Genomic DNA, 16,188 nt, shown 5'->3' with positions numbered 1-16,188 from the left:
TTCGATCAGATATCAGCGTCAACCAGGTCGTCTTCGGTCTCTTTGACCGCAGAAGCTTTGGCGTCTGCTACGGATGCCGGGGACAGGAGCTTGTCACGCAGTTGCTTCTCCAGCTTTGCCGCGACTTCCGGGTTGTCCGCCAGGAACTTGGCCGAGTTGGCCTTGCCCTGACCGATCTTGGTGCCTTCATAGGCATACCAGGCGCCGGACTTCTCGACGAAACCGTGCAGAACCCCCAGGTCGATCATCTCACCGTTGAGGTAGATGCCCTTACCGTAAAGAATCTGGAACTCGGCTTGACGGAACGGCGAAGCCACCTTGTTCTTCACGACCTTGACGCGGGTTTCGCTACCGACGACTTCATCACCTTCCTTCACCGCGCCGGTACGACGGATGTCCAGACGAACCGATGCGTAGAACTTCAGCGCGTTACCACCGGTGGTGGTTTCCGGGCTGCCGAACATCACACCGATTTTCATGCGGATCTGGTTGATGAAGATCACCAGGCAGTTGGCGTTCTTGATGTTACCGGTGATTTTACGCAGCGCCTGGGACATCAGGCGGGCTTGCAGGCCCACGTGCATGTCACCCATTTCGCCTTCGATTTCAGCCTTTGGCACCAGGGCGGCCACGGAGTCGACGATGATCACGTCAACCGCGTTGGAACGCACCAGCATGTCGGTGATTTCCAGGGCCTGCTCGCCGGTGTCCGGCTGGGAAACCAGCAGGTCGTCGACGTTGACACCCAGCTTGCCGGCGTACTCAGGGTCGAGGGCGTGTTCGGCGTCGACGAATGCGCAGGTCGCGCCGGCTTTTTGAGCCTGGGCGATCACCGACAAGGTCAGCGTGGTTTTACCGGAAGATTCAGGACCGTAGATTTCAACAATACGGCCTTTTGGCAGGCCGCCAATGCCGAGAGCGATGTCCAGACCCAGAGAGCCAGTGGAGATGGCCGGGATCGCCTGACGGTCCTGATCGCCCATACGCATTACGGCACCCTTGCCGAATTGACGTTCGATCTGACCCAGGGCCGCAGCCAAGGCTTTCTTCTTGTTGTCGTCCATTAAAGTCCTCACGTAATCAATAAGGCCTGACGGCCAACACCTGTATAAGTAGCCAGTATTATTCCACAGCGATTCCGGATCGCCTACCCCTGATTTGAGATTTCTGCCGCGGCATAGCGCAGCAGCCCCTCTAGCGCGGCCTTCACCGTTTGTCGGCGCACCTCGTCGCGGTCACCGGCGAAGTGTTGCAACTCGCTGAACACTCGCTCGCCCACGCCCCAGGCCAGCCAAACCGTCCCCACCGGCTTGCTCGGCGAACCGCCGTCCGGCCCGGCTACACCACTGACCGCCACGGAAAAATACGCGCGACTTTTCTCCTGCGCGCCCCTGGCCATCGCTTCGACCACTTCGCGACTGACCGCCCCCACCGTGGTGAACAACTCCACAGGAACATCCAGTTGCAGGTTCTTCTGCAGATTGGAATAGGTGACGTAACCGGCCTCGAACCACGCCGAGCTGCCCGGAATACGGGTGATCGCCTCGGCGATCCCGCCTCCGGTGCAGGACTCGGCCGTGGAAACGTGGGCATTGAGTATCTGCAATTGCCTGCCAAGGTCAGCGGCGAGCTGGGTAATTACTTTCACGGTCATCTCCTGATGGGCGGGATGGGTTAACCGTACACCAGCAGACCGCACTTGCAAGCGACAGGACCGATCAAAATGTTAGTGCGCAAGCGCTCTGACATAAGCCTGACAAGCCTGCAAGGCAATCAGTCCGCGGTCGCCGGCGTCGGTAATGGCGATAATTCGTTGAGCATGCGCCGGGTCAAGTCGGGCGCGTACGGCGCCATGATCCACGCCGCCGGGGCCGGAGGTGCCTGGCACTGCACGGTCGGGGGCAACATCGCCTGCATCGAGGAGGACTGACAGGCGCAGATCGGCAGTGGCAAGACGATCGCGCAGGCGATCCTGATCACGTTGAACATCGCTTAGCACTCGGTAATGTTTTTTTTCGCTGGTGGACAATTGCTGCTCCAGGGAGAGGCGCTTGTCCTGCTCCGCCTGCCTCTGGGTTTGAGCAACCAGGGTCAGTTGATTCAGCGTTTCATGGTGCAATCTGGCCTGTTCTTCCAGTCGCCCCGCATAGCGCCAATCCTGAATACGCCAGGCCAGCGCCGCCGAGCCGCCCACCAGCAGCATCATCAGCAAAACACCACTAACGGCCGTTTGGTAAGGCGCCGAAATCAAACCGAAGGCTGACATAACACTGCCCTCGCCCGCGCCCATAGCTGCAAGCGATCCTGCAGCCCATTCAAACCGCCGTTGATGCGGCGGGTGATGCTGTTGAACTGGTCGCGATCGGCCAATTCGTTCAGACCGTTTTGCGCCCAATACCACGCAGCGGATTCGGCAGCCCATTGCGGTTGCTCGAGCAGTTCAGGCGAGGCCAGCAGGCGATCGTCACCGAAGAGGCCGAGGCTGCATTGACGGTAGTTGTTGCGACCGGTGACCTGAATCAAACCGCGTCCGCGGTACTTCTGGCCGTCGAGGTCAGGTTCTGCGGTATTGCCCAGGCGTACAGCCAGGGCACCCGTATCGTACTGGCTCAGGTACTGATCGCTGCCCAACTCCCGCACGTACTGCAACTGCCCGGACTCATGACCGACTTGCGCGAGGAACGCAGCGATGCGCTTGGGTGTATTGATGCGGTGATTAGCCATGGCAATTTTGAGAGCGGAAATAAAAACGCCCGCTTGGGTGCGGGCGCCGGGCATGATTTTGAGAAGCTGCCGTTCAGTCAGCGACATGGTTTGACCTCTACTATTAATGATTATCTGTCGGAGCGGTTATCCTGCGGCGGTACATCGCCAACACCGATTCGCATGGCCGCCCAACGCTCATAAAGCCTGATGGCCACGTCGGCACCGGCCATCGCTGTCAGACATCCAAATGCACAGGCTGCCCAGATCGACATGCCAGCGGCGTACAACAGCATGATCGCCGAGACGCCGCAGATCATGCAGGCCCCGGAGCGCAGGGCCAGGCGCCGTAAGAGCGACCAGCCGCGGGCGCCTTCCTTGTCAGCGCGCCACATTTCGCCGGACACCCCGCCCAGCAAGGCGAGGACGATGACGAGCCAGATCGGAATGTCCAGCAACGCTTGATGCTCGTTTGTCATGTCACGCCTCCCGGGGTGATTGATGAATGCAGGGATTAAGCGAAGAGCGGCGCCCGGGACCCGGCGCCGCATGCAATCGCAACGTTGTCACCGCAGGTGCGGATGGAAAAACACCGCTGAAAATTACAGGGCCTCGACGACTACATTGTCGATGAAGGCGTAATTGCCATACGGGTTCTGCTCGTTAGAGAAGGCCAACGTCGTTTGAGGGGTGGTGGCGGTGAAATCGTAAGTGATGGTGCCCCATTCGATCGCAACACCTTGGGCAACCGGAGTATTGAAGCTGACGGTTTCCCCAGCCACCTTTACCTGAACAACACCCTCGCCAGCACGGCTGGCGTATCGCGAATTACCCGCACTGAAGGTCAATCGATACCTGGCCCCGACCACCGTGGCAAAGTTCTGCTGGATTCCCCCGCCATTGCGATAAACGTAATTCGCAAGGTCAACCATCGAAGTGCCGTCCGGACCTGTGGAACCGGCGATTGCAGCGGGCGTCAAGTACTCGACACCGGACAGAAATGTCGTCCAGCCAGTAATGAGGTTTGTTTGCGCTGTGGTATCAAGGACACAGGTAGTGCTGCAGCCAGGTTGTTCAAAGCTACCATTGACCAGGAGATTAGCCGCAACCGCACTACCTCCGGAACCAAGTAGCGCAGCGGTCAGCAAGAGCGGGGCAATGTGTTTTTTGATTTCGATCATGCGTGTTCACCTATTGAGAGGAATGATTGATCAAAGCTGTCGATACAGCTTCCGTGTCGCTCACAGGCGATCGCTCGAGGCTCAGGGCCTTCACATGATTCAATGTTCCGCATCGAGAACATTTGATCTGGAGTTCCGTGTAGTCGCCCGTCCGGGCAAGAAGTTTTTGGCAATGTCCACATCTGCAATCTCTCAACATCTGCTTTGCCTTTGAGTTTCTGTCGGGCCTTCGCGCCAGCCTTTCGGCGCAACCGGGGCGGTATGTGCCCACCTGGTTTTTTCCCGACCGCGGTCCCTGCCCGCCGGATAACTGCTTCTGGTGCTTTACGCTGCACACCCGGGTCAGTTGCCAACCCTCTGAACCGTTAAGGCCGGTTCATCGCTGCCTGTGTGGTGGAACTAAAGAGCTTCGTTTCGAGCTGCTTTGTCGAGCGGCTTGAGACAAAGAATATGCATGGATGCATATACAGTCAATGCACAAATGCATTTATTTATGCATTTGTTTTGCGTTAACGCATTAAAGCCCCAGTCACACAGGTCTTGACGAGCTTTTGGCAGGCGAAAAAAAACCCGCTCGTGAGCGGGTTCTATCGAGTAGAGCGGTTGCTAGCGGGCGTACATGCCCCACCAGAAGACATGACCGAGGATGACAATCTGCTCTTCCTGGATTTCCTGGAAGCTGTAGTCCTCGTCCGGATGTTCGTCGCGGTTGAAGCTGCGCAGGCGAATCCCGGTCGGCAGGCGATACAGCTGCTTCACCCGCAATTGGCCGTTGTGATTGATTGCATAAAGGTCGCCGTCAACGATATCGCCAATGCCGCACTTGCCAGCATTGACCCCGACCGTGGCGCCATCGCGCAGTACCGGCAGCATGCTGTTGCCCCGCACTGTCACGCACTTGGCCTGGTCGAACTGTACGCCGTTATGGCGCAGGCTACGTTTGCCGAAGCGCAGGCTAGAGCGCTCGCTTTCTTCGATGACGAATCTTCCCGATCCTGCGGCCAATTCAACCTCGCGAAGAAAGGGGACCGACACCTCGTCGTCATCGACAGGGGTATCGTCGTCCCACAGGCTTATATCCTTGAGTTCCGAATGCACAGGAGCGCGACCGGCATTGGCGGCGGGCACGACGTCCGCGCGACCCCGCAATTGGTCAGTGCTCACGGAGAAGTACTCGGCGATCTTCGAAATATGTTTATCCGAAGGATCGACGATCTTCCCGCTGAGAATGCGCGAGAGCGTGGATTGAGGCACGCCGGTACGACGGTGAAGCTCCGTGGGGGAGATCCCGTGCTGGTCGAGCAATGCTCTTAAGACAGTAGATACGTTGCGTTTGTGCATAACGCGCATAGTGCTGGTTATTTTCGCAGAAGACAAATGCCCAATTGCATGATCGATGCATAACCTGCTTTTTTGCATCGTAAAAGATGTCACCCGGCCGCGATGCCTGCGTCGGGCAGAGCGCCCATGGTAACCTTGCGCCCATCGCGGAAAAGCCCGGCCGTTGCCCCGCTTTTGCCCCACCTCTTTCAACGAGCTTCCTGACAATCCGATGAATAAAGCCGTCTCCGACCTGTCCTCCCACACCCCGATGATGCAGCAGTACTGGCGCCTGAAAAACCAGCACCCGGACCAGCTGATGTTCTACCGCATGGGCGACTTCTACGAGATCTTCTATGAAGACGCGAAGAAGGCCGCCAAGTTGCTGGACATCACCCTGACCGCCCGTGGGCAGTCGGCCGGGCAGGCGATTCCGATGTGCGGGATTCCTTACCACGCCGCCGAGGGTTACCTGGCGAAACTGGTGAAGCTTGGCGAGTCGGTGGTGATCTGCGAGCAGGTCGGTGACCCGGCCACCAGCAAAGGGCCCGTGGAGCGGCAGGTGGTGCGCATCATCACGCCGGGGACGGTGAGTGACGAGGCGCTGCTGGATGAGCGTCGGGACAACCTGATCGCTGCCGTTCTGGGTGATGAGCGTCTGTTCGGCCTGGCGGTGCTCGACATCACCAGTGGCAACTTCAGCGTGCTGGAAATCAAGGGCTGGGAAAACCTGCTGGCGGAGCTGGAGCGGGTCAACCCGGTGGAACTGCTGATCCCGGACGACTGGCCCAAGGATTTGCCGGCGGAAAAACGCCGTGGTGTGCGTCGTCGTGCGCCGTGGGATTTCGAGCGCGATTCGGCGCTCAAAAGCCTGTGCCAGCAATTCTCGACCCAGGACCTCAAAGGCTTTGGCTGCGAAAACCTGACCCTGGCCATCGGCGCCGCCGGTTGCCTGCTGGCCTACGCCAAGGAAACCCAGCGCACCGCCCTGCCCCATTTGCGCAGCTTGCGTCATGAACGCCTGGACGACACCGTGGTGCTCGATGGCGCCAGCCGTCGCAACTTGGAGCTCGACACCAACCTGGCCGGGGGCCGCGACAACACCCTGCAATCGGTGGTGGACCGTTGCCAGACCGCCATGGGCAGCCGCCTGCTGACCCGCTGGCTGAATCGCCCGTTACGCGATCTGACGGTGCTGTTGGCGCGTCAGACCTCGATCACGTGCCTGCTCGACGGTTACCGCTTCGAAAGACTGCAACCGCAGCTCAAGGAAATCGGCGACATCGAGCGGATTCTTGCGCGGATCGGCCTGCGCAATGCCCGCCCGCGCGACCTCGCCCGCTTGCGTGACGCCCTCGGCGCACTGCCCGAACTGCAAGTGGCGATGACAGAGCTCGAAGCCCCGCACCTGCAGCAACTCGCCAGCATCACCAGTACCTACCCGGAACTGGCGGCACTGCTGGAGAAGGCCATCATCGACAACCCGCCGGCGGTCATTCGGGACGGCGGCGTGCTGAAAACCGGCTACGACAGCGAACTCGACGAACTGCAGTCGCTCAGCGAAAACGCCGGACAATTCCTGATCGACCTCGAAGCACGGGAAAAGGCCCGCACCGGCCTGTCGCACCTGAAAGTCGGCTACAACCGCATTCACGGTTACTTCATCGAGTTGCCAAGCAAGCAGGCGGAGTCGGCACCGGCCGACTATATTCGCCGCCAGACGCTCAAAGGTGCCGAGCGTTTCATTACGCCGGAACTCAAGGCGTTCGAAGACAAGGCATTGTCAGCCAAGAGCCGCGCCCTGGCCCGCGAGAAGATGCTGTACGAAGCACTGCTCGAAGACCTGATCGCCCAGCTGCCACCCTTGCAGGACACCGCCGGTGCCTTGGCCGAACTGGACGTCTTGAGCAACCTGGCCGAGCGTGCACTGAACCTCGACCTGAACTGCCCGCGCTTCGTCAGCGAGCCGTGCATGCGCATCAGCCAGGGCCGCCATCCGGTGGTCGAGCAAGTGCTCACCACGCCGTTCGTGGCCAACGACCTGAGCCTGGACGACAACACCCGCATGCTGGTGATCACCGGCCCGAACATGGGCGGTAAATCCACCTACATGCGCCAGACCGCTCTGATTGTGCTGCTGGCGCATATCGGCAGCTTCGTGCCGGCGGCCAGTTGCGAATTGTCACTGGTCGACCGCATCTTCACCCGGATCGGTTCCAGCGATGACCTGGCCGGCGGGCGCTCGACCTTCATGGTGGAAATGAGCGAAACCGCGAACATTCTGCACAACGCCACCGAGCGCAGCCTGGTGTTGATGGACGAAGTCGGGCGCGGCACCAGCACCTTCGATGGCCTGTCGCTGGCCTGGGCGGCGGCCGAACGCCTGGCGCATCTGCGTGCCTACACGCTGTTCGCCACCCACTACTTCGAACTGACCGTCCTGCCGGAGGCCCAGCCGCTGGTGGCCAACGTGCACCTCAATGCCACCGAGCACAATGAACGCATCGTGTTCCTGCACCACGTGCTGCCCGGCCCGGCCAGCCAGAGTTATGGCCTGGCCGTGGCACAGCTGGCAGGCGTACCGACTGAAGTCATTACCCGCGCCCGCGAGCATTTGAGCCGCCTGGAAGACACCGCCCTGCCCCACGAGTCGCCAGCACCTGCCAAAGGTAAACCGGCGGCTCCACAGCAAAGCGATATGTTCGCCAGTCTGCCTCACCCGGTGCTGGATGACCTGGCCAAGCTCGATCTGGACGACATGACACCACGCCGTGCGCTCGAATTGCTCTATACACTAAAGACACGGATCTAACGCAGCGGCTTGCAAGCTGTTAGAATCTCGCGCGGTTTGGGATGCTGCTGGCTAATAGCCTGGCCAGCAGACTATCGCTCCCGAACCTGGCGACCCCTACGAGAAGGGGCGCAGCAAGCCGCGCCTGAGGAGAAAATTAGAAATGACCTTCGTCGTCACCGACAACTGCATCAAGTGCAAGTACACCGACTGCGTAGAAGTCTGTCCGGTGGACTGCTTTTACGAAGGCCCGAATTTCCTGGTGATTCACCCGGATGAGTGCATCGATTGCGCGCTGTGCGAACCTGAATGCCCTGCCGTGGCTATCTTCTCCGAAGATGAGGTTCCGGCCGGCATGGAGAACTTCATCGAGCTGAACGCTGAGTTGGCCGACATCTGGCCAAACATCACCGAACGCAAGGATCCAATGCCCGATTCCGCAGAATGGGATGGCAAGCCAGGCAAGATCGCAGACCTCGAACGCTGATTACCCCCGCGTTCGCGAAAAAGGCCCCACAAGGGCCTTTTTGCTTTTCTGCGGGCAAAAAAAGGGGCGGTTTGACCCGCCCACATTTTTTCCCTATTCCCTGTGTTCCCTTTCATCATCCTGATGAATCGCGTCCTGCGATTTCCCTACCCCTCATCCTTGAAGGACGTGTCTGTCCGTTGACACAACCTGAATACTAGAGCTTTTCACTCCCTGATCAATCGCCCCTTGGCGCGTAATCCAACTGTCACACGTCATTAATAATAAAAAATAGCCTTATAAATCAAAAAAATAAAAACGAAAGGCGTTCAACATGGACGATTGCCAGGGTGTAAAAATAACGAACACTTACGCAAGTGTAAGCCTGGGCTTACAGCACGAAACCGAAATCCCGAGGGGATCCGGTCTTCTGGCCTGGCAATAAAAAACCCCGAGCCAGTCGGGGTTTTTCATGCCATCGCAGTGAGTGCCTTATTGGAACAGCGACTCACTCGACAGACCATTTTTTTCCAGGATCTCGCGCAGTCGCTTCAAGCCTTCCACCTGAATCTGCCGGACCCGCTCACGGGTCAGGCCGATTTCCAGGCCGACGTCTTCAAGGGTGCTGCTTTCATGACCGCGCAGGCCGAAGCGGCGTACAACCACTTCGCGTTGCTTGTCGGTCAGTTCCGAGAGCCATTGATCGATGCTCTGGGACAGGTCGTCGTCCTGCAACAGTTCGCATGGATCGGTCGGGCGGTCGTCAGTCAGGGTGTCGAGCAGGGTTTTATCCGAATCCGGTCCCAGCGAGACGTCGACGGAGGAAACCCGCTCGTTAAGGCCGAGCATACGCTTGACCTCTCCCACCGGTTTTTCCAGCAGGTTGGCGATTTCTTCGGGTGAGGGTTCATGGTCGAGTTTTTGCGTCAGTTCCCGCGCAGCCCGCAGGTACACATTCAGCTCTTTGACCACATGGATCGGCAGCCGGATGGTCCGGGTCTGATTCATGATTGCGCGTTCGATGGTCTGGCGAATCCACCAGGTCGCGTAGGTCGAGAAGCGGAAGCCGCGTTCCGGATCGAACTTCTCCACCGCCCGGATCAAGCCGAGGTTGCCCTCTTCGATCAGGTCCAGTAGCGACAGCCCACGATTGACATAGCGTCGGGCGATTTTCACCACCAGTCGCAGGTTGCTTTCAATCATGCGCTTGCGCCCGGCCGGATCGCCACTTTGCGACAGGCGCGCAAAATGAACTTCTTCTTCGGGTGATAGCAGGGGAGAGAAACCAATTTCATTGAGATACAACTGCGTGGCATCGAGTGCCCGCGTGTAGTCAATGTACTTGTGTTGTTTCAACGATGCGGAGTGTTTGGATTTGGCACGAACGGAAGGTGGAGCCGCCCCTTCATCATTCGACATCGAATCCGTATCGATGCTGCTCTCCATCAGGAGAACCTCATCGTCGATGTCAAACTCCGGCACTTCTTTACTGAGAGCCATTGTTATAGTCCTTTGGTGAGTTCGACCTCAAGCTCAAGCGGCGCCTTTCTCCCTGGCAACGCTGGAGCCTGTCCCCTCTACGTGAGGAACAGGCTGGTAAGCGATCAACGACGTGGCAGGAATTGCAGCGGATCTACAGGTTTACCCTGGCGGCGAATCTCAAAATGCAGTTTCACCCGGTCTGTACCCGTTGACCCCATTTCGGCAATTGTCTGTCCGACCTTGACCTGCTGCCCCTCCCGAACCAACAGCCTGCGGTTATGTCCGTAGGCACTGACGTAGGTTTCACTGTGCTTGATGATCACTAATTCGCCGTAGCCCCTTAAGCCACTCCCGGCGTATACCACCGTCCCATCAGACGCAGCTAAAACAGGCTGTCCCAAATCTCCGGCGATATCAATTCCTTTATTCAAACTACCGTTTGAAGAGAATTTTCCAATCAGAATGCCATTAGATGGCCATCCCCAGCCGGTCGGGGCTGGTCCCGGAGGAGGCAACGGAGCGGGGGCAGGCTTGCTCGCGACGGACGGTACAACCGTCGTTGTGCTGGTGGTCGTACCGTTTGCCGAACGACGGATGACCGTGGTTTTACTCGACGACGAAGGTGTTGAACTGGACGAACTGACCACCGCCGTCGACGTTGAATCGTTACGACCATCAAAGCGAATCGTCTGACCCGGATGGATGGTGTAGGGCGCTGGAATATTGTTTCGGGCCGCAAGGGCCTTGTAGTCCCAGCCGTAACGGAAGGCAATGGAAAACAGGGTGTCCTTGGGACGCACCACGTATTGCCCGGTGGTCACGGCCGGACGCTGAGTCGCGGCATTGTTGCGATCCACGACACGAACATCACTGGATTTGTTGCTGGAACAACCGACCAGCAATGTGCTCAAGACAAGGCCAGTCACCAGGCGCTGAAAGCTCGTTTTACTCATACGCTGCGCAATGACTGTGAGACTCACCCGCCGCTCCCTCTGTGGTGGCTGAAAATGTGAAATACCGGAGTCCGGCATGAACTGTCGCAAGTATAACGGGCCGTGCACGCTTTACCTTTAATGTGGCGAATCGCTGTCGCGCACACGTTTGCTGCCTGAAGATGAATCCCGTTGAAGCAATCGCTGCCGCTGTAAGACAAAGGCAATCGAAGAGAATTCAGCGCGCCGAAACAAATGCTCAGGCCAATGGCCCATTGAGCAACGGCACGAAGCGCACAGCCCCCAGAACATGCCTGGAAAAACCTTGTTCCTCGCGGATGATCAGCATCAATTGCTGGACTTCGCCGGCCCCGACCGGGATCACCATTCGACCTCCGGGTGCCAACTGGTCAAGCAATGCCTGGGGCACGTCGGTCGCCACGGCGGTGACGATAATCCCGTTGTACGGCGCCAGTGCCGGCCAGCCTTCCCAACCATCGCCCCAGCGGAACACCACGTTGCGCAGGTTCAGTTCGACCAGACGCTCCTTTGCCCGATCCTGCAAAACCTTGATGCGCTCGACCGAGAACACACGCTCGACCAGTTGCGACAGCACAGCCGTCTGATAACCCGACCCGGTGCCGATTTCCAGCACCTTGTCGAGGGGACCGGCCTCCAGCAGCAGCTCGCTCATGCGCGCCACCATATAAGGCTGGGAGATGGTCTGGTTGTTGCCAATCGGCAGCGCGGTGTCTTCATAGGCACGGTGCGCCAGCGCTTCGTCGACGAACAGGTGGCGCGGGGTTCGGCGAATGACCTCCAGCACCCTGGCGTTGGAAATGCCTTCTTCGTACAGGCGCTGAATCAGCCGCTCCCGGGTTCGCTGGGAGGTCATGCCGATGCCGCGTCGCAGCATATCGTCTTGTTCGCGACCCATCAGCGCAGCCCCTCCAGCCAGCCGTCCAGACTTCTGAAGGCATCATTGAAGGTGCGATCCAGTTGCAGCGGCGTGATCGACACATAACCCTGCATCACTGCATGGAAATCGGTACCCGGTCCACCGTCCTCGGCATCCCCGGCCGCGGCGATCCAGTAACCGGACTTGCCCCGCGGATCTACCACCTTCATCGGTGCTGCGGCTCGGGCGCGATGCCCCAGGCGAGTCAACTGGATACCGCGGATACGGTCCAGCGGCAAATTGGGAATGTTCACATTCAGTACCGTTCGCGGTGGCAGATCCAGGTCAGCATGGGCTTCAACCAGTTTGCGCGCGAAATGGGCAGCTGTGGGAAGGTTCTCCACCTGGCGTGAGACCAGCGAAAAGGCAAACGAAGGGTGTTTCAGGAAACGCCCCTCAAGGGCCGCCGCCACCGTGCCGGAATACAGGACATCGTCCCCCAGGTTCGCGCCCAGGTTGATACCGGAAACCACCATGTCCGCTTCGCGCTCCAGCAGGCCGTTGAGGCCCAGGTGCACACAATCGGTTGGCGTGCCGTTGAGGCTGATAAAGCCGTTGGCCAGGGTTTGCGGGTGCAACGGACGATCGAGCGTCAGCGAACTGCTGGCGCCGCTCTTGTCCTGGTCCGGGGCGATAACCACGCACTCGGTGTAATCCGCCAGCGCAGCATAAAGCGCGGCGAGACCGGGTGCTGTTACCCCATCGTCGTTAGAAATCAGAATACGCATGGGCTGTCCGTCTGCCCCACCGGCACCAGATCAACAAGCTCTCGCACCAATACGGTGGCGAAGCATCCGGCCGGCAGGACGAATTCCAGTTGCAGAATGTCAGGTTCGGGATAATGCCACGTCAACCCGCCAATGGGCAGCCGCAGGATGCGACGTTCGTGGCTCATACCGGCGTTGATCAGCCAATCACGCAAATCCGCTTCGCGTGTGGCGATGGCCTGCTCCAGTTCATGGACAACCCCCGTGGCCGGCGAGTCACCTTCGCCCCACTGCGGACCGGTCGGGTGCAGATCGAGAATCGCCAGGCGCGGGTCGCTGCACTCGGCTTCGCCTGCCGGGAAAAAGCTGCGGCTGTCGGTGAACGCCAGCAGATCGCCCACCTGGGCACGCTGCCAGGTGCCGTCGGCGACACGTGCGGCCAATACCTGGTTGAACAGAAAACTGCGCGCCGTGGAGAGCAGCCGCGAGCGCACGTTGCGCTGCTCCGGCAAGGCCTTGCGCGCGGCCCAGGCACGAGCATCGACGACGTTGCCGCCGTCATGGCCGAAACGCTGGGCGCCGAAATAATTGGGGATGCCTTGTTTGGCGATCAGTTGCAGGCGCTCTTCAAGCGCTGGCTTGTCACCGGCGAATTGCGTCAGGCGCAAGGTGAAGCCGTTGGCCGAGTGCGCGCCACGTTGCAATTTGCGCTTGTGGCGGGCGGTCTTGAGGATCTTCAGCGTATCGTTTTCCGCGGCTGCCAGATCAGGATCGGCCTTGCCCGGCAGCTGCACGCTGAACCACTGGCGAGTCAACGCCTGACGGTCCTTGAGCCCGGCATAACTGACGGTACGCAACGGCACACCCGCAGCCTTGGCAATCCGTCGCGCCGCTTCTTCAGTATTCAGGCCGCGCTTTTCCACCCAGATCCACAGGTGTTCGCCTTCGCCACTGAGGGGAATGTCGAGGACTTCGTCGACCTGGAAATCTTCCGCGATCGCCTTCAGGACCGCCGTGCCGAGGGCCTCACCGTAAGCCCGCGGGCCGAGCAATTGCATTTCGTTCATGCGCGCAGCAACAAGGCAACAGAGTGCACGGCAATGCCTTCTTCGCGACCGACAAAGCCGAGCTTTTCGGTGGTGGTAGCTTTCACGTTCACTTGATCCAACTCTACTTGAAGATCCGCGGCAATCAGCGCGCGCATCGATTCGATATGCGGGGCCATTTTCGGCGCCTGGGCGACGATGGTGTTGTCGACGTTGCCGACTTTCCAGCCCTTGGCATGGACCAGCGCGACGACGTGACGCAACAGCGCACGGCTGTCGGCGCCCTTGAATTGCGGGTCGGTATCCGGGAAATGCTTGCCGATGTCGCCCAGCGCTGCGGCGCCGAGCAAGGCATCGCTCAAGGCGTGCAACAGGACGTCACCGTCAGAGTGGGCGAGCAGCCCGAAGCTGTGTGCAATGCGCACGCCGCCCAGAGTGATGAAATCGCCTTCAGCGAAACGGTGCACATCATAGCCGTGGCCAATACGCATAAAAAAACGCCCCGATTTTTGTCAGGGCGTGATTCTACCTGCATTAGCCAGCCAGAGCATGCGCGTGATGCCCCAAGTGCTCATCGATGAAACTGGCGATGAAGAAATAGCTGTGGTCATAGCCGGGCTGCAGGCGCAACGTCAGCGGATGACCGGCCAGTTTCGTCGCCTGTTGCAAGGCTTCAGGCTTGAGCTGGGTGGCGAGAAAATCGTCACGATCACCCTGATCGACCAGCAGCGGCAGCTTTTCATCGGCCTCGGCAATCAACGCGCAGGCATCCCATTCACGCCATTTCGACCGATCCTCTCCCAGATAGCGGGAGAAAGCTTTCTGCCCCCACGGACAATCCATCGGATTGTTGATGGGCGAGAACGCCGATACCGAACGATAACGCCCCGGGTTGCGCAAAGCACAGACCAGCGCGCCATGGCCGCCCATGGAATGTCCGCTGATGCCGCGTTTGTCCGACGCCGGGAAATGGGCTTCAACCAATGTCGGCAATTCCTGCACAACGTAGTCATGCATCCGATAGTGTCGCGACCAGGGTTCCTGCGTGGCATTCAGATAAAACCCGGCGCCGAGGCCAAAGTCCCAGGCCCCATCCGGATCGCCGGGCACATCAGGACCGCGAGGGCTGGTGTCCGGTGCGACGATGATCAGCCCCAATTCGGCGGCCATGCGCATGGCGCCGGCCTTCTGCATGAAGTTCTCGTCGGTGCAGGTCAGGCCGGACAACCAGTACAACACCGGCAGCTTGCCGCCCTGCTCCGCCTGCGGCGGCAAATAGACGGCGAACACCATGTCGCAGCCGAGCACTTGCGAGCGATGGCGATAGCGTTTGTGCCAGCCACCGAAGCTTTTCTGGCAGGAGATGTTTTCCAGGCTCATGACAGACCTCAGAAATGGATGACGGAGCGGATGCTTTTTCCTTCATGCATCAGGTCGAACGCCTTGTTGATATCTTCCAGGCCCATGGTGTGGGTGATGAAGGTATCCAGCGGAATCTCACCGGTCTCGGCCATTTCCACATAGCTTGGCAACTCTGTACGGCCACGCACACCGCCGAACGCCGAACCGCGCCAGACGCGGCCGGTGACCAGCTGGAACGGACGGGTGGAGATTTCCTGACCAGCACCGGCAACACCGATGATGACCGACTCGCCCCAACCCTTGTGGCAGCACTCCAGGGCCGCGCGCATCAGTTGCACGTTGCCGATGCACTCGAAGGAAAAGTCGACGCCGCCATCGGTCATGTCGACGATGACTTCCTGGATCGGACGATCGAAGTCCTTCGGGTTCACGCAATCGGTTGCACCCAGCTGCTTGGCGATTTCGAACTTCGCCGGGTTGATGTCGATGGCGATGATACGCGCAGCCTTGGCTTTGACCGCGCCAATCACAGCCGACAGACCGATGCCGCCGAGGCCGAAAATGGCCACGGTATCACCCGGTTTTACCTTGGCGGTGTTGAGCACGGCGCCGATACCGGTAGTGACACCGCAGCCCAGCAGGCAGACTTTTTCCAGTGGCGCTTCCTTGGCGATTTTCGCAACGGAAATCTCCGGAAGCACGGTGTACTCGGAGAAGGTCGAAGTACCCATGTAGTGGAAAATCGTTTCGCCCTTGTAGGAAAAACGCGAAGTGCCGTCCGGCATCAAGCCTTTGCCCTGGGTCGAACGAATCGCCTGGCAGAGGTTGGTCTTGCCCGACAGGCAGAATTTGCACTGGCGACATTCCGGGGTGTACAGCGGGATCACATGGTCGCCTACCGCCACGGAGGTCACACCCTCGCCGATGGCTTCAACGATCGCCCCGCCTTCGTGACCGAGGATCGACGGGAAGATGCCTTCCGGATCAGCGCCGGACAAGGTGTAGGCATCGGTATGGCAGACACCGGAGGCCACCACGCGCAGCAAGACTTCGCCGGCCTTGGGCATGGCGACATCGACTTCAACGATTTCGAGGGGTTTCTTGGCCTCGAAGGCAACGGCGGCGCGCGACTTGATCATGATGGCTCTCCAGTGAATAAAAACGAGACAGGGAGTGTAATACACGGCCCATCGATGAATAATCGACGCAAATGCAAAATATTATTGCCACACAGGGATAA

Annotated in this window: 18 protein-coding genes; 2 read left to right on the top strand and 16 right to left on the bottom strand. The window is 59.3% G+C overall.

What is annotated here, in order from left to right; genetic code table 11:
* Positions 1-5: 5 nt before the first annotated feature.
* The 8 genes from recA to KW838_RS24785 all read right to left on the bottom strand — a co-directional run bounded on the left by recA (position 6) and on the right by KW838_RS24785 (position 5,225).
* Positions 6-1,064 (bottom strand): recombinase RecA, encoded by a 1,059-nt coding sequence (gene recA, locus KW838_RS24820; RefSeq protein WP_007971148.1) that lies wholly within the window; start codon positions 1,062-1,064, stop codon positions 6-8.
* Positions 1,065-1,147: 83 nt separating this feature from the next.
* Positions 1,148-1,648 (bottom strand): CinA family protein, encoded by a 501-nt coding sequence (locus KW838_RS24815; protein WP_007971146.1) that lies wholly within the window; start codon positions 1,646-1,648, stop codon positions 1,148-1,150.
* A 78-nt stretch (positions 1,649-1,726) separates the two neighbouring features.
* Positions 1,727-2,266, bottom strand: coding sequence for a lysis system i-spanin subunit Rz (locus KW838_RS24810; RefSeq protein WP_102699349.1), 540 nt, complete (start codon positions 2,264-2,266; stop codon positions 1,727-1,729).
* Positions 2,248-2,811, bottom strand: coding sequence for a glycoside hydrolase family 19 protein (locus KW838_RS24805; protein ID WP_218503837.1), 564 nt, complete (start codon positions 2,809-2,811; stop codon positions 2,248-2,250). Before KW838_RS24805 ends, KW838_RS24810 begins: the two co-directional genes overlap by 19 nt.
* A gap of 23 nt (positions 2,812-2,834) precedes the next feature.
* Positions 2,835-3,182 (bottom strand): phage holin family protein, encoded by a 348-nt coding sequence (locus tag KW838_RS24800; protein ID WP_116583011.1) that lies wholly within the window; start codon positions 3,180-3,182, stop codon positions 2,835-2,837.
* A gap of 123 nt (positions 3,183-3,305) precedes the next feature.
* Complete coding sequence (locus KW838_RS24795; protein WP_218503836.1) at positions 3,306-3,884, bottom strand: DUF642 domain-containing protein; 579 nt, start codon at positions 3,882-3,884, stop codon at positions 3,306-3,308.
* A gap of 10 nt (positions 3,885-3,894) precedes the next feature.
* Positions 3,895-4,083 carry a Com family DNA-binding transcriptional regulator gene (locus KW838_RS24790; RefSeq protein ID WP_218503870.1) on the bottom strand — a complete coding sequence of 63 codons (189 nt, stop codon included), beginning with the start codon at positions 4,081-4,083 and terminating at the stop codon, positions 3,895-3,897.
* A gap of 407 nt (positions 4,084-4,490) precedes the next feature.
* Complete coding sequence (locus KW838_RS24785; protein ID WP_102699411.1) at positions 4,491-5,225, bottom strand: XRE family transcriptional regulator; 735 nt, start codon at positions 5,223-5,225, stop codon at positions 4,491-4,493.
* Positions 5,226-5,436: 211 nt separating this feature from the next.
* On the opposite strand from KW838_RS24785, the gene mutS reads away from it, so the two are divergent.
* Both mutS and fdxA read left to right on the top strand, forming a co-directional pair.
* Positions 5,437-8,016: a DNA mismatch repair protein MutS gene (gene mutS, locus KW838_RS24780; RefSeq protein ID WP_218476639.1), complete on the top strand. Its 2,580-nt coding sequence runs from the start codon at positions 5,437-5,439 to the stop codon at positions 8,014-8,016.
* A 142-nt stretch (positions 8,017-8,158) separates the two neighbouring features.
* Positions 8,159-8,482: a ferredoxin FdxA gene (gene fdxA / locus KW838_RS24775; RefSeq protein ID WP_007970729.1), complete on the top strand. Its 324-nt coding sequence runs from the start codon at positions 8,159-8,161 to the stop codon at positions 8,480-8,482.
* Between the two features lie 471 nt (positions 8,483-8,953).
* On the opposite strand, the gene rpoS is transcribed toward fdxA, so the two are convergent.
* The 8 genes from rpoS to KW838_RS24735 all read right to left on the bottom strand — a co-directional run bounded on the left by rpoS (position 8,954) and on the right by KW838_RS24735 (position 16,087).
* Positions 8,954-9,961 carry an RNA polymerase sigma factor RpoS gene (rpoS, locus tag KW838_RS24770; RefSeq protein ID WP_007990225.1) on the bottom strand — a complete coding sequence of 336 codons (1,008 nt, stop codon included), beginning with the start codon at positions 9,959-9,961 and terminating at the stop codon, positions 8,954-8,956.
* Between the two features lie 104 nt (positions 9,962-10,065).
* Positions 10,066-10,923: a peptidoglycan DD-metalloendopeptidase family protein gene (locus tag KW838_RS24765; RefSeq protein WP_218503835.1), complete on the bottom strand. Its 858-nt coding sequence runs from the start codon at positions 10,921-10,923 to the stop codon at positions 10,066-10,068.
* A gap of 211 nt (positions 10,924-11,134) precedes the next feature.
* Positions 11,135-11,770 carry a protein-L-isoaspartate(D-aspartate) O-methyltransferase gene (locus tag KW838_RS24760; protein ID WP_172435346.1) on the bottom strand — a complete coding sequence of 212 codons (636 nt, stop codon included), beginning with the start codon at positions 11,768-11,770 and terminating at the stop codon, positions 11,135-11,137.
* 41 nt (positions 11,771-11,811) lie between these two features.
* Complete coding sequence (surE, locus tag KW838_RS24755; protein ID WP_102699366.1) at positions 11,812-12,561, bottom strand: 5'/3'-nucleotidase SurE; 750 nt, start codon at positions 12,559-12,561, stop codon at positions 11,812-11,814.
* Entirely contained in the window at positions 12,549-13,607 is a 1,059-nt protein-coding gene (gene truD / locus KW838_RS24750) for a tRNA pseudouridine(13) synthase TruD (protein ID WP_102699367.1), read from the bottom strand. Before truD ends, surE begins: the two co-directional genes overlap by 13 nt.
* Positions 13,604-14,077 carry a 2-C-methyl-D-erythritol 2,4-cyclodiphosphate synthase gene (ispF, locus tag KW838_RS24745; RefSeq protein ID WP_007970721.1) on the bottom strand — a complete coding sequence of 158 codons (474 nt, stop codon included), beginning with the start codon at positions 14,075-14,077 and terminating at the stop codon, positions 13,604-13,606. The genes truD and ispF overlap by 4 nt, the downstream gene beginning before the upstream one ends.
* Positions 14,078-14,120: 43 nt before the next feature.
* Positions 14,121-14,966 (bottom strand): S-formylglutathione hydrolase, encoded by an 846-nt coding sequence (gene fghA, locus KW838_RS24740; RefSeq protein WP_218503834.1) that lies wholly within the window; start codon positions 14,964-14,966, stop codon positions 14,121-14,123.
* An 8-nt stretch (positions 14,967-14,974) separates the two neighbouring features.
* Entirely contained in the window at positions 14,975-16,087 is a 1,113-nt protein-coding gene (locus tag KW838_RS24735; RefSeq protein WP_218503833.1) for an S-(hydroxymethyl)glutathione dehydrogenase/class III alcohol dehydrogenase, read from the bottom strand.
* Positions 16,088-16,188: the final 101 nt, after the last annotated feature.

It is taken from the genome of Pseudomonas sp. PDM27, assembly GCF_019219205.1.
GTDB lineage: Bacteria > Pseudomonadota > Gammaproteobacteria > Pseudomonadales > Pseudomonadaceae > Aquipseudomonas > Aquipseudomonas laurylsulfatiphila.
The sequence above is the reverse complement of the archived record's forward strand: the minus strand, read 5'-3'. Positions and strand labels throughout refer to the sequence as shown.